This window comes from Bradyrhizobium sp. AUGA SZCCT0177 (assembly GCF_018130125.1).
Lineage (GTDB): Bacteria > Pseudomonadota > Alphaproteobacteria > Rhizobiales > Xanthobacteraceae > Bradyrhizobium.
In genome coordinates, this window is sequence record NZ_JAFCMA010000008.1 from 71492 (window position 1) to 84794 (window position 13303).

The window sequence follows — 13303 nt, forward strand, 5'->3', positions numbered from 1 at the left end:
AAACTTTCAGGTTATGCCGGAACTTCGGCGAGTTTCTCGATTGCGGATTTGTGCAGATCGCTCTGCTGCTGCAGCAGCGCCGAGATCTGCGTGTAGGCGCGCGTGATCTCGATCATGCGGCTCATCTCGGTCACCGAATTGACGTTCGACTTTTCGATGAAGCCCTGACGAACCCTTGAAGTGGTGTCGATCTGGGCGACGACGCCCTGGCCCGCCGAATAAAGGTTGCTGCCTTCCTTCTCGAGCTGCTGGGCGTCGGCGAAAGAAACCAGTCGCAGCTTGCCGCGGACCGAGTCGATGCGGCCGGTGCCCTCGACCACGGTGATGCTGCCGTCGGCGGCGATGTTGATTTCCTTGTCGGTCGGCTGGAACACGATCGGGCCGGAGGTGCCGAGCACGGGATTGCCGCCGGCGGTGACCAGCTGGCCCAGATTGTTGATCTGCAGACCACCGTCGCGGGTGTAGCGCTCGCCGGCCGCGGTCTGCACCGCAAGGAAGGCCTTGCCGTCGATCGAGACGTCGAGCGGGTTCTTGGTGATTTCGGTATTGCCTGCCGCGAAATCCTTGAAGGTGGCGCGGTCCTGCACGAACGCGACTTGGCGGTCGGGGCGCTGGAAATTGTCTTCATGCGCGGGCGAGCGCAGAAATTGCTCGAACAACGACCGGTCGGCCTTGAAGCCGTTGGTGTTGACGTTGGCGACGTTGTTGGCGACGACATCCATCTGCCGTTCCAGCACCATCTGCCGCGATAGTCCGACGAGAAGCGTATTCTCCATCGGTGGTTCTCCCCTTCATCGATCCGCGTGCTGCTCTCCCAAGCCGCCCGCCGATCTCTCGAACCGCCCAGGCTCTCCCAAGCCCGTGGTCCGCCAAGTACTCAGCGAAAGCCGTGCCAGTTTGGAAAACGACGATTTTTAAAGGGGTTAGGGGTTTTGCCGGGGCGATTACGGACGGCAGAAAGGTCTTGTTGACCATGTTTGCCCGGCAACTTTTTCCTAGTTGAGGGCCAATGGAAAGGTTCCGTTAACCATTATTACCCTAGCGTTGCATTTGAAGAGAGCGCGTGTGCGCTGGCGGCTTTTGTATCGCGTCTGGGGCCTCGTACGGCCCGGCTGGTGGCAACCGTGTTCGTTCCCAATTGGATCGGGCGGGGCAATGGCGGACAACGAAGCAGAAGGTGCTGCCGAAGGCGCGGAAGCCGTCCCGGCTAAAAAGGGCAAGCTCAAGGTGATCATTGCCGCCGTCGGGTTCGTCGCCATCCTTGGCGCCGGCGCGGGCTGGTTCTTCCTGATGCGCGGCCACGGCGAGGAGAAGCACGCCGAGGCGCCGCCGCCGAAGCCGCCGTCCTTTGTCGAAGTCCCGGACATGATGGTCAATCTGGTCGGCGCCCCCGGCGAGCGCGTGCAATATCTCAAGGTCAAGGTCGTGCTCGAGTTCAAGGAAGAGAAGCAGCTCGAGGCGATCAAGCCGACGCTGCCGCGCGTCACCGATCTGTTCCAGACCTATCTGCGCGAACTGCGCCCCAGCGACATCAACGGCTCGGCCGGATTGTTTCGCCTCAAGGAGGAGCTGACCAAGCGCGTCAATATCGCGCTGGCGCCGCAACAGGTGAGCGCGGTGCTGTTCAAGGAAATCCTGGTCCAGTGACTCAGCAGGTCTCATAATCATGGCCAACGGTAAAGACCTCGACCAGGACGCAATTGCCGCCCAATGGGAGGCCTCGCTCGATTCCGAGGATCCTGCGGCGGCGGCGGAAGAAGCTGCGGCCAATGAACTCTCGGAGAGCATGGCCCTGCAATGGGCCGCGATGGTCGAGGACGGCAGCCGGGATTTCGGCAACAAGGCCGGCGGCGAGCGGGTCCTGTCGCAGGAAGAAATCGACAATCTGCTCGGCTTCACCGTCGGCGACGTCAATCTCGACGACAATTCCGGCATCCGCGCCATCATCGATTCGGCGATGGTGTCCTACGAGCGTCTGCCGATGCTCGAAATCGTGTTCGACCGCCTGGTGCGGCTGATGACCACGAGCTTGCGCAACTTCACCTCCGACAACGTAGAAGTCTCGCTCGATCGCATCACCTCGGTGCGGTTCGGCGACTACATGAACTCGATTCCGCTCCCCGCAGTGCTCAGCGTGTTCAAGGCCGAGGAGTGGGAAAACTTCGGCCTCGCGACCGTCGATTCAAGCCTGATCTATTCGATCATCGACGTGCTGCTCGGCGGCCGCCGCGGCCAGACTTCGCTGCGCATCGAAGGCCGCCCCTACACCACGATCGAAACCAATTTGGTCAAGCGGCTGGTCGAGGTCGTGCTGGCCGATGCCGAGCAGGCGTTCCGGCCGCTGTCGCCGGTGACCTTCTCGATCGATCGGCTGGAAACCAATCCGCGCTTCGCCGCGATCTCGCGGCCTGCCAACGCCGCGATCCTGGTGCGGCTGCGCATCGACATGGAAGACCGCGGCGGCAATATCGAACTGCTGCTGCCCTATGCGACCATCGAGCCGATCCGGCCGGTGCTGTTGCAGATGTTCATGGGCGAAAAGTTCGGCCGCGACCCGATCTGGGAAGGCCACTTTGCCACGGAGGTGGCGCAAGCCGAGATCTCCGTCGACGCCGTGCTGTATGAGGCCAACGTTCCGCTCAAGCAGCTGATGAAGCTGAAGGTCGGCGACACGCTGCCGCTGGAAATGAAAAAGGACGCGCTGGTGTCGGTCCGCTGCGGCAACGTCGTACTGACCGAAGGCCGCATGGGCCGGGTCGGCGACCGCGTCGCCATCCGCGTCACCAAGCAGCTGCGCAAACCGAATACCACCTTCGCGATGTTCGAGAAGGCCGACGAGCAAACCAAGTTGATGGAGGCACAATGAGTCATTCCCTCGGAATTATCATCGAGAGTCTGGTGGCGGTGCTGCTGCTGCTGACGATCGGTTATTGCATCCTGCTCAACGCGCGCCTCAAGCGGCTGAAGGCGGACGAGCATTCGCTCAAGGCAACGATCGGCGAACTGATCACCGCCACCGAAATCGCCGAGCGTGCGATCGGCGGCCTCAAGCATACCGTTCGCGACGTCAATGAGCACCTCGGCAGCCAGCTGACCGCGGCCTCCCAGATGTCGACGCAGCTGAAGGGCATGCTGGCCGAGGGCGACGGCATCATCCGCCGCCTCTCGAAGATCGCCGTTGCAGCGCGGCCGCTGACGTCGGAGCCGGAACAAGCCGCCGCTCCCAAGGTATCGAGCGCAAGAGCAGTCGCGGCTGCCGCGGAAGCTTTCTCGGAACGCCGAAGGGCTAGTGGCCTCGCTGCATGAAATCGTTTCGCGACATACGTGTCATTCCGGTGGTGCTGGTCGCCGTCTTCGGCCTTGCGGTGCTGAAGGTGGCCGGCCTCGTCATCGACGGAGGATACGTATTCGACTATCAGCCGCAGCCGGCCAAGAAGTCGTGGGCGCAGGATACTTTCAATTTCCCGGGCGGCGGCTCCAAGGCGGCGTCCAAGATCGCCTCCAAGCCTGAACCCGACGACATCACAGGCTCGGTGCCCAAGCCCAAGGAGGAGGCGCCGAAGCCGGCGGCCCCCGCTGCCGCCGATCCGCCGCCGCAACAAAGCGGCACGGTGATCTTTCCTGAACCCAACCAGCAGTCGGTATCGCCGTCGGAGCGCGCCATTCTCGAGCGGCTGCAGGCGCGGCGGCAGGAACTGGAGCAGCGCGCGCGAGAGATCGAGATCCGCGAGAGCCTGTTGAAATCGGCCGAGAAGCGCATCGAGGGGCGGGTCGAGGAGATGAAGGCCACCGAGGCGCGGATCACGACCGCGACCGGGCAGAAGGCCGAAACCGAAGCCGCGCGCTTCAAGGGCATCATCACGATGTATGAGGGCATGAAGCCAAAGGACGCCGCCAAGGTGTTCGACCGGCTCGAAATGTCCGTTCTGTACGAAATCGCTTCCCAGATCGCGCCGCGCAAGATGTCCGACATTCTCGGCCTGATGCAGCCGGAGGCGGCCGAGCGGCTGACCGTGGAACTGGCGCGTCGCGCCGGACCCGACAAATCCGCCTCGACGGCCGAATTGCCGAAAATTGAAGGCAAGATGCTGCCGCAAAAGCCCAATTGACGCGGATATTTAACAATACCTTAAGCCGGCCAATTCAAGATTCAACCGCGAAGGCGACGGCGCCTCGCTGCTGCAATCTTTGAGGCCAAGAGACATCCTGGATGGGGCAAAGGGCTGCCGCTGGAATTGGGTCGCAAGGCCGCGCATTGGCGCGGATGGCCGGGCGCTGCCTTAATGTAACCCTTAACCGATCTCTTAACCGATCTCTTGGGCTCCGTTCGCCACTTGCCATCCTGCTGGTACTCGCCGGCTTGACGGCGGCCTGGCCGTGCCGGGCGCAGGACCTCGTCAAGGGCGAAGCAACGTTCACGGCGTCCGGCGGCTATGCGCGGCTGGTGCTGAAGCTTGCCGAGGACGTCGAGTCCGACGTCATCACGGCCGGCTCGATCATCGTGATCCGCTTCAAGCGTCCGGTGGACATTCCCGTCGACAAACTGAGCGACGCCGTGCCCGATTATGTCGGCTCAGCCCGGCGCGATCCCGATGGCTCGGCGATCCGGCTGTCGCTGGCGCGGCGGGCGACGATCAACACCATGACGGCCGGCGAGCGGATCTTCGTCGACTTCCTGCCCGACAGCTGGACCGGCCCGCCGCCCACGCTGCCGGCCGACGTCATTCGCGAACTGGCCGCGCGGGCCCGCGCCGCCGAACGCGCGCTGCGCGCCCAGCTTGCGGTTGCCGCGGCCAAGAAGAAGCCGCCGGTGCGCGTCCGCGCCTCGGTGCAGCCGACCTTTGTCCGCTTCGTCTTTGAAATGCCCAACGGGGTCAACGTTTCTTCGGTGCTGAACGAGCAGAAGCTGACGCTGCAGTTCAACGGCGTGCTGGCGTTCGATCTGGCCGATGCAAAGGTGGCGGCGCCGCCGAATATCGCCTCGATCACGCAGCGGACCGATGGCGATGCCTCCGCGGTCGATATCGTGTTGATCGGCGAAGTCGACGTGCATTCCTTCCGCGAAGAGAAGAACTACGTCATCGACGTCGCCTTCCAGCAGGTCGACAAGCCGGCGGCGGAACAGGCGCAAGCCCCGGCTGCCGCGAATGCCCCGGCTGTAGCGCATGCCCCGACGGCTAGGTCGGGGGTCGCAGCGCAGATCGCCGCTGCCCAGGCGATCGCCCACAGCAAGCCGCTGAACGACTCGATACCGCCGCAGCATCTCCCGCAACTGCCGCCGGTTACGTCGGAGGCAATCGCCGAGCAGGCCAAAATCGAGATCAAGCCCGGCGAACCGCAGCAGGCGCCGCCCGCAATGGAAACAGCGCCGCCAGCCCCCGCAACAACGCCGGGCGCGATGCCGGTCGTCGAGCAGGCTGCTCCTGCAGCGGAGAAGCCGGCGCCGCAGGCTGCAGCGCCCACACCCGCCGTGGAAAAGTTGCCGGCTGTACCTCAGAAGCCGGCGCTTGCGGCCGAGAAGACGGCGCCAGCGGAGACGCCGAAAGCCGCACAGCCTCCGGAAGCAAAGCCGGCCGCCGCGATCGAGACGCCAAAACCCGCAGCACCGAAGAAGGCCGCTTCTGCTGCCGTTGAGGCGCCGAAGAAAGCCGAACCACCGGCGGCTGCCGTCGAGGCGAGGCGGGACAGCGACGGCCTGCGCGTGATGTTCTCCTTTGCCGCGCCGACGCCTGCGGCCATGTTCCGCCGCGCCGACACGGTGTGGCTGGTGTTCGACCAGACCGGGCCGATCGATGTCGAGCAGATCCGCGCCAAGGGCGGCGCAATCATCGGCGACGTCAGCCGGCTGCCGCTGGAAAAAGGCCAGGCCATCCGCATTCGTCTCAACCGGCCGCAGATGCCGTCGCTTGAAAGCGATGGCCGCGCCAACGGCATGATCTGGACGCTGACATTTGCCGATCGTGTGCAAGCGCCACCATTGCCGCTGCAGGTGTTGCGCAACATCACCGATCCGGCGCTGGCCAACGTCACCGTGCCGCTGGCGAACCCCGGCCTCATGCATCGGCTGGTCGACCCCGACGCCGGCGACACGCTGCTGGTGGTCACCGCGCCGCCGCCGACCCGCGGCTTTATCAAGCGGCAGGACTTCGTCGAGCTGTCGCTGCTGGAATCCGTCCACGGCGTCGTCGTTCATCCCAATTCCGACGATATCACCGCCGAGGTCGGATCCGACAAGGTCATGCTCGGCCGGCCGGGCGGGCTGACGCTGTCGTCGGCCGACGTCTCTGCCGAACGCGCCACCGCGGCGGTGCGGTCGTTGTTTGACGCCAAGGAATGGCGCAAGAACCGCGAGGAGAATTTTCTGGGCCGGCTGGATGCGCTGATCAAGGCGGCGGCCGCGGCCGGCGATGACGGGCTGGCGCAAGCCCGGCTCGACCTTGCCAATTTCTATATGGCGCGGGGGATGTTTCAGGAAGCGAGGGGAGTGACCAATCTCATCCTCTCTGAATCCAAGGCTGGAAGTGAAGACGCTGGCGTCGTCATGGTCAATGCGGTCGCCAGCATCCTGATCGGCCATCCCGAGCGGGGACTGAAGGGCCTGGCCAGTCCGGTGATCGGCAACGGCTATGACTCCCAATTGTGGAAGGCGCTCGCCTTTGCCCGCCAGGGCAAATGGGCTGACGCCCGCGAGAAGTTCAAGAACGCCGAATTCTCGATCGCGGCCTTGCCGCTGGAAATGCAGCGCATCGTGACCGCGGATGCGATGCGGGCGTCGCTCGAGGTGAAGGACTATGCCGGAGCCTCGCGCCGCCGCAGCGAACTCGAGGTCGTCGGCGTGCCGAAGGAAATGAAGCCGGAGATCGCGGTGTTGCGCGGACGGCTGGCCGAGGCGCTCGGCCACGACAAGGACGCACTCGACGCCTACCGGTTCGCCGCCAATTCGTCCGATCGGCCCGCTGCGGCCGAAGCCAAGCTGCTGGAGGTCTTGCTCCGCCAGCGGCGCGGCCAGCTCGGGCAAGCCGAGGTGCTGCGCGAACTGGAAACGCTGTCGGCGATCTGGCGTGGCGACGCGATCGAGTTGAAGACCCTTGCTGTATTGTCGCAGCTATATGCCGACGCGGGCCGCTACGAGGAATCGCTCGCGGCGGCCAAGACCGCGACCCGGCTGCAGCCGAATTCCGAACTGGCGCGGCAGGGCCAGGACGCCGCGTCCGCGCTGTTTGCGCAGCTCTTTCTCAGCCCCAAGGGCGAGGACATGAAGCCGATCGATGCGCTCGGCATGTTCTACGAATATCGCGAACTGACGCCGATCGGCCGCCGCGGCGACGAGATGATCCGCCGTCTGGCGGACCGCCTGGTGGCGGTCGACCTGCTCGATCAGGCCGCCGAGCTGCTGCAGTATCAGATCGACAAACGGCTGGAGGGCGCCGCGCGCGCGCAGGTGGCGGCGCGCCTTGCCATGGTCTATCTGACCAACCGCAAGCCGGATCGCGCTGTCGCGGCGCTGCGCACCACGCGCATCGCCGATCTCTCCGGTGAGTTGCGCCAGCAGCGCCTGTTGCTGGAGGCGCGCGCGCAAAGCGACGTCGGACGCCATGATCTCGCGCTCGACATCATCTCCAACATCACCGGACGCGAGGCGATCCGCCTGCGTTCCGACATCTACTGGGCGTCACGGCAGTGGCGCGAGGCCTCCGAACAGATCGAACTGTACTATGCCGATCGCTGGCGCGACTTCAAACCGCTGAACGCGGTGGAGAAGGGCGATGTGATCCGCGCCGTCGTCGGCTATGCGCTCGCCGAGGACGCCATTGGACTGTCGCGCTTCCGCGAGAAATATGCGCCGCTGATGCTGGGCGATACCGACCGGATGGCGTTCGATATCGCAAGCAAGCCGGCCGCTGCCTCAAGTGCCGAATTTGTCTCGATCGCCAAGATGGCGGCGGGCGTCGACACGCTCGACGGCTTTATCCGGGAAATGAAGGTCCGCTTCCCCGACGCCACCGCGCGCGCGCCGATTTCGCCCGAAATGGCCAGGGGCGAGCCGGTCCACACCGGTTCGCTGCCCGCGATATCAGGACACAAAACCGCCGGAGCGGCAAAATAGTAGTTCAGGCAACCCCCGGCGGGGTTTGCGCGCCAGCGTTTCGTCGGTTAAGCGAAATCCACACATCAAGCCGTATGGAAGTTTGTCGTTCGATGCCGCTGACCCGGGGCCGAATTGTAGGACACGACAACGAACGATTGGCGTTCAAGTTCACCATGCAAAATGGGGACGAGCCGATCGAATGCCAGATCAGTGACGCCGCCATGGACGAGCTTGCTGGCGTCAAGGGAACCGAGAGCCTGGCAAGACAGGCGCAGTTTTTGGCGCTGCGAGATGCCGTCGAGCGCATCGCCTCCGACATGTTCGACGCGGCGCCGGCCGTGAAGGGCTATGTCGTCAGAATATTCACAAAGCACATCCCGAAATAGCGGCCGGCGCGGCAAGGTATCGCGGCTCGCGCCCGTCCCCTCGACAGAGCGCTTCCGAACCGGCAACCTGCGCGCACAAAATCAAAGACGCCACCGGGGGAACTATCGCCATGAGCAAGCCAGCCAAGACCGAAGCCGAACTCATTGCGATGGCAGTAGCCGAGTTGAAGGTCCATGCCGATTGTCCCGATGGAATGGTGATCTCGGTGCTCCGCGACGGCGACTCCTGGGAGTTTCGCGTAAGTGCCGAACAGGCGACGATCGACAAGCCGGGCTATCCCGAATGCGTCGCGATGGTGGTGCAGATCGGCGACCACCTCTGCAAGCAGTATGATTTCAAGGAGTGAGTAGACCGCGAGGAGTTGCGCGCCTTTCCTATTTCGCAGGATTGCGCACAGCGTAGGCGGTACGAAGTCCCGGCACGAAGCCGCAAGCCTCGTAAAACCGATGCACGCGCGGATCGGCCCGGCCGCTCTGCATCAGTACCTGATAGCAATCCTGTTTCCACGCCTCGGCAAGGGCTGCCGCGATCACCGCGCGGCCGTGGCCGCGTCCCTGGAAGTCGGGATGGGTGGCGACGTTCTCGAGAATGCCGAACTGACGACCGCCGCGCAGAAGATTGGGCGTGGTGATGAGCGTGCAGGTTGAAACGATTCTACTGCTTTCGTCCGATACAAAGATCATTACTCCTTCGCGGGCGAGGATCTGCGCCCAAATTATTCTAGCTCGTTCCGGCTCCGCACTCCGGCTGACGTCGGACTCGGCAAACAGCGCCAGCAACGCGTCGAGATCGCCGGCATTTACCAGTCGCGCACTTGTCATCCGTGAGCTCCTTGATTGAAACCGTTTCCATCCCAAATCGTAGCTTCCCAAGCGGCCAAATAGCGTGAGAGACGGACTAGATTTTATGCATCCCAGGAATACACACCGAACGCTGGTTCCGGTCGCGATAGCTGTCGTGGTCGCGATCATCGGCACCGCGTTTTTCGCGGTGGAATTGCGGACCAAAGACGTGGTCGCGGACAACGGTATCAGTATGATCACGACGGCTGTCGTCGAGAAGGCCGGCGCGACCGCGTATCCGACCGTCCGTGACACCGGCGCGGATCAAATCAGCTACGTCCCGTAACTCTGCACCAGGCTTCCCGCCACCAGCGACCAACCGTCGACCAGCACGAAGAAGATCAGTTTGAACGGGAGTGACACCACGACCGGCGGCAGCATCATCATGCCCATCGACATCAGAACCGACGCCACCACGAGGTCGATGATCAGGAAGGGCAGGAACAACAGGAAGCCGATCTCGAAGGCGCGCTTCAGCTCGGAGATCATGAAGGCCGGCACCAGAATCCGCAGCGACATCTCTTCCGGCGTCGCCGGCGGCGGCTCGCGCGACATGTCCAGGAACAGCTTGAGGTCCTTCTCGCGGACGTTCTTCAGCATGAAGCCGCGCAGCGGCACGGACGCCCTTTGCAGCGCGTCCTCGACGCCGATCTGGTTGGCGACCAAAGGCTTGATGCCGTCGTCATAGGATTTTTGCAGCACCGGCCCCATCACGAACGCGGTCAGGAACATTGCGAGCGCAATGATCACGGAGTTCGGCGGTGCGGTCGCGGTGCCGAGCGCGGTGCGCAGCAGCGACAGCACCACCACGATCCGGGTGAATGACGTCATCATGATCAGGATCGACGGCGCGATCGAGAGGATCGTCAGCAGCGCGATCAGCTGGATCGCGCGTTCGGTGACGCCGCCACCGCCCTGGCCGAGATTGATGCTGATGTCCTGCGCCAGCACCGGATCGGCGAGCGATCCGGCGGCTATCAGTGTGACAAAAAATAAAACTCTACGCGGGGCTTTCGCCGATCTCACGAAGGAGACTTCGGGCGGCCCAGCAATGAGGCCATCTCGTCTTCGAGATTCTCAAACCCGCTTTTCTGCGGCGCGGGCGCGGGGGGCGGGGCGGGCGTCTCGCTGCGCGAGGGGCGGGCAGGCGGCGGCTCCGGCGCGACCGGCGGCGCGATCGGGGCATCGGCCGGCCGGCGCAAGGCAGCTTCGAGCCGCTGCGCCATCTCGGCGAGATTCTGGTCGGCGGACTGCGGCGGAGGCGCAGGCGGCGGGGGTGGCGGCGGCGGTGCTGCGGCACGCTCGGGCGCACGGACCGGCGGCGGCGCCTTCGGCGGCTCCATCTGGCGCTGCTGCCGCGGCATCAAGGGTTCATTGCGCGCCATGCGCGGCGGGACCGGATCGGGACGCGGTTCCGGCCGGCCGCCCATCGGCTCCGGCGCGAAGCTTGCCAGTGGATCGGTGCGGCGCTCGGCCATCGGCGGCGGCGCCGGGCGGCGGAGTTCGTCGGCGAAAGCGGGTCGTGCCGGGCGCGGCGGCGGCTCGGGCATTTGCGGCTCGGCGTGATCGAACGGGTCGCGCGCGCTCTCGTCGTTCCAGCCGGCATCCGGCAGCGGGGCGATACGCGGCGGCTGCTCGCCAGTGACCGCAGGCCGCGGCGCCATTTGCTCACGGCCCGGCATGGCACGGACGATATTGGGTTCCACCACGATGTCGCTGGGGCCGCCGATCATCAGGAGATGCTCGACATTGTCGCGCCGGACCAGCACCAGGCGCCGGCGGCCGTCCACCGCGGCGGCGTCGATCACGGCCAGCCGCGGCATCCGCCCGCGATTCGGGTTGGCACCAAGGCGGTTGGTGGCGAAGCGCCGCACCAGCCATGCGGCAACGCCGATCAGCGCCAGCACGGCGATGAATGCGAAGATGAAATATGCTGTCTGCATTCTCTAGTCCCCGGCCTCAGGCCGTTCTCACATGCTTGCTTCGAGGTGCGCGGACCTGATCTTCCAAGTTGAACATGATTCTTCCGGATTCATGTTCCGAAACGATATTCATGTTCCGAAGCGATCCGTCGACCGGCGAATCACGCCCGAGATGAGCTCTATTCCTTAGTTCCCCACGGCAAACGCTGCCGCCCATTAATTAATAGACCAAGAATCGCTTGATCCAAAACGACTTCTGAGCGCCCCCGGCCGCGTTGGCCGTTGCTGGTTAACGCAGGTTTCGTGGCGAAAATGCGCTCTTTTGGGCGCCGGCCCCTGTGCAAGCGCGTTGTCCACGGCCTGATTCTGCGGATTTTAACCAGCCGTTAACCATACACCGGGCAAATTCTGCCTACCTCGCGGCGCCTGCCAGAGGTTAACGAGGACCCGCTCGCGATGGCCATCAACGATCTTCCGATCCTGTCGGCGCTGCGCACCAAGATGCAGTGGCATCAGGAGCGCCAGCGGGTACTCGCCGAAAACATTTCCAACGCCAACACCCCGAACTTCAAGCCGCGCGATCTGGTGGAACCGAAATTCGACAAAAAGGGTTCCGCCGCCACCGTCGGCGGAACCTTCGGTTCGATGGCGATGATGCGCACCAGCGCGAGCCATATCGGCGTGTCCGGCGGGGCCCAGACCTTCGACGGCGATGGCGGCAAGAGCGGTTTCCTGACCCGGCCGGCCGGCAACGCCGTCAATCTGGAAGATCAGATGATGCGGGTCTCCGCCAACCAGATGGACTATGCGGCGGCCACCTCGCTCTACACCCGCAGCCTCGGACTTCTCAAAACCGCGATCGGAAAGCGCTGACGCGCCGCATTTAGGGGAACCGGATCATGGCAGATGATGGTGGAAGCGACTTCGCCCGCTCGATGAGCATTGCAACCTCGGGCCTGCGCGCGCAGGCCGGGCGGATGCGGGTGATCTCGGAAAACATCGCGAACGTGGATTCCACCGCGCCGACTTCCGCCGGCGATCCCTATCGCCGCAAGGTGCCGACCTTCTCCTCGGCGCTCGACCGCACGATCGATGCCAAAGTGGTGACGCTCGGCAAGGTGCGCACCGACCAGTCGGCGTTCCGCATCAAGCACGAGCCGAGCAACCCGGCGGCGGACGCCGCCGGCAACGTCAAATACCCCAACGTCAACCCGCTGGTCGAAATGACCGACATGCGCGAAGCCCAGCGGTCCTATGAGGCCAACCTCAACATCATCAGCGCCACGCGCCGGATGATTCAACGCACGCTCGACATCCTCAAGGCCTGAAACAGGAATCATAGACCATGGCTTCACCGACCGTTGCTGCAAACGCCTACGCCGCGCTCTCGCGCATCATGGAGACCGGCGGCGCCGAGAAGGGCGGCCAGACTTCGGGCGGCCCGTCCTTCGGTGCGCTGCTCAAGGATGCCGTCGGCAGCGTGATGGAAGCCGGCAAGAAGTCGGACGCCCAGACCATCGCGATGACCTCGGGCAAGGCCAACGTCATGGACGTGGTGACGGCGGTGGCCGAGACCGACGTCGCGGTCTCGACGCTGGTGTCGGTACGCGACCGGGTGATCCAGTCCTACGAAGACATCATGAAGATGCCGATTTGACCGCGAAAGCGGTCATCCCGGGGCGCGCGTAAGCGCGAACCTGGGATCTCGAGATTCCGGGTCTGGTCCTTCGGACCATCGCGGAATGACGAAGGCAATTGTGCAGGCGGGATAGAAACGAGACAAAAAATGACCGGTGCTGAAACCCTCGACGTGGCGCGCGATGCGATCTGGACCATCGTGGTGGTGTCGTCGCCCCTGATGGTGGTCGGTCTCGTGGTCGGCGTCGTGGTGTCGCTGTTCCAGGCGCTGACGCAGATCCAGGAGCAGACGCTGATCTTCGTGCCGAAGATCCTGGCGATCTTCGTGACACTATTGCTGGCGTTGCCGTTCATGGCGGATTCGCTGCAGGGCTACATGATGCGGATATCGTCGCGAATCATAGGCGGATGATGCACTGTGGTTG

General features: G+C 64.1%; 16 protein-coding genes. 12 read left to right on the forward strand and 4 right to left on the reverse strand.

Annotated features, from left to right (window positions below; genetic code table 11):
- Nucleotides 1–11 precede the first annotated feature (11 nt).
- On the reverse strand, nt 12–776 hold the full coding sequence (gene flgF, locus JQ597_RS11500; protein ID WP_212264284.1) for a flagellar basal-body rod protein FlgF: 765 nt from the start codon (nt 774–776) through the stop codon (nt 12–14).
- Between the two features lie 379 nt (nt 777–1155).
- Here flgF and fliL point away from each other — a divergent pair, with 379 nt between their 5' ends.
- The 7 genes from fliL to JQ597_RS11535 all read left to right on the forward strand — a co-directional run bounded on the left by fliL (nt 1156) and on the right by JQ597_RS11535 (nt 8822).
- On the forward strand, nt 1156–1647 hold the full coding sequence (gene fliL, locus JQ597_RS11505; RefSeq protein WP_212264285.1) for a flagellar basal body-associated protein FliL: 492 nt from the start codon (nt 1156–1158) through the stop codon (nt 1645–1647).
- 19 nt (nt 1648–1666) lie between these two features.
- Nucleotides 1667–2866, forward strand: a complete 1200-nt coding sequence (gene fliM, locus JQ597_RS11510; RefSeq protein WP_212264286.1) for a flagellar motor switch protein FliM — start codon at nt 1667–1669, stop codon at nt 2864–2866.
- Nucleotides 2863–3306, forward strand: coding sequence for a DUF6468 domain-containing protein (locus tag JQ597_RS11515; protein ID WP_212264287.1), 444 nt, complete (start codon nt 2863–2865; stop codon nt 3304–3306). The genes fliM and JQ597_RS11515 overlap by 4 nt, the downstream gene beginning before the upstream one ends.
- Entirely contained in the window at nt 3303–4109 is an 807-nt protein-coding gene (locus tag JQ597_RS11520; protein ID WP_212264288.1) for a MotE family protein, read from the forward strand. The genes JQ597_RS11515 and JQ597_RS11520 overlap by 4 nt, the downstream gene beginning before the upstream one ends.
- Before the next feature lie 101 nt (nt 4110–4210).
- A complete protein-coding gene (locus tag JQ597_RS11525; protein ID WP_212264289.1) occupies nt 4211–8107 on the forward strand; it encodes a tetratricopeptide repeat protein in 3897 nt (1298 codons plus the stop codon).
- Between the two features lie 92 nt (nt 8108–8199).
- On the forward strand, nt 8200–8475 hold the full coding sequence (locus JQ597_RS11530; protein ID WP_192740255.1) for a DUF1488 family protein: 276 nt from the start codon (nt 8200–8202) through the stop codon (nt 8473–8475).
- Between the two features lie 110 nt (nt 8476–8585).
- Entirely contained in the window at nt 8586–8822 is a 237-nt protein-coding gene (locus JQ597_RS11535) for a hypothetical protein (RefSeq protein ID WP_212264290.1), read from the forward strand.
- Between the two features lie 28 nt (nt 8823–8850).
- Here JQ597_RS11535 and JQ597_RS11540 read toward each other — a convergent pair whose 3' ends face one another.
- Nucleotides 8851–9297, reverse strand: a complete 447-nt coding sequence (locus JQ597_RS11540) for a GNAT family N-acetyltransferase (protein ID WP_212264291.1) — start codon at nt 9295–9297, stop codon at nt 8851–8853.
- A gap of 136 nt (nt 9298–9433) precedes the next feature.
- On the opposite strand from JQ597_RS11540, the gene JQ597_RS11545 reads away from it, so the two are divergent.
- Entirely contained in the window at nt 9434–9604 is a 171-nt protein-coding gene (locus JQ597_RS11545; RefSeq protein ID WP_212264292.1) for a hypothetical protein, read from the forward strand.
- Here JQ597_RS11545 and fliP read toward each other — a convergent pair.
- Both fliP and JQ597_RS11555 read right to left on the reverse strand, forming a co-directional pair.
- Entirely contained in the window at nt 9592–10344 is a 753-nt protein-coding gene (gene fliP / locus JQ597_RS11550; RefSeq protein WP_212035006.1) for a flagellar type III secretion system pore protein FliP, read from the reverse strand. The genes JQ597_RS11545 and fliP overlap by 13 nt on opposite strands.
- On the reverse strand, nt 10341–11261 hold the full coding sequence (locus JQ597_RS11555; protein ID WP_212264293.1) for a flagellar biosynthetic protein FliO: 921 nt from the start codon (nt 11259–11261) through the stop codon (nt 10341–10343). The genes fliP and JQ597_RS11555 overlap by 4 nt, the downstream gene beginning before the upstream one ends.
- 435 nt (nt 11262–11696) lie before the next feature.
- Between JQ597_RS11555 and flgB the strand changes: the two genes are divergently transcribed.
- The 4 genes from flgB (at nt 11697) to fliQ (ending at nt 13290) form a co-directional block, all read left to right on the forward strand.
- A complete protein-coding gene (gene flgB / locus JQ597_RS11560) occupies nt 11697–12113 on the forward strand; it encodes a flagellar basal body rod protein FlgB (protein ID WP_212264294.1) in 417 nt (138 codons plus the stop codon).
- Nucleotides 12114–12139: 26 nt separating this feature from the next.
- The gene (flgC, locus tag JQ597_RS11565) at nt 12140–12568 is read left to right on the forward strand and encodes a flagellar basal body rod protein FlgC (protein WP_212264295.1); all 429 of its coding nucleotides are present in this window, start codon (nt 12140–12142) and stop codon (nt 12566–12568) included.
- A gap of 17 nt (nt 12569–12585) precedes the next feature.
- On the forward strand, nt 12586–12897 hold the full coding sequence (gene fliE / locus JQ597_RS11570) for a flagellar hook-basal body complex protein FliE (protein WP_212264296.1): 312 nt from the start codon (nt 12586–12588) through the stop codon (nt 12895–12897).
- 129 nt (nt 12898–13026) lie between these two features.
- Complete coding sequence (fliQ, locus tag JQ597_RS11575) at nt 13027–13290, forward strand: flagellar biosynthesis protein FliQ (protein ID WP_192740264.1); 264 nt, start codon at nt 13027–13029, stop codon at nt 13288–13290.
- The last annotated feature ends 13 nt before the right edge of the window (nt 13291–13303 follow it).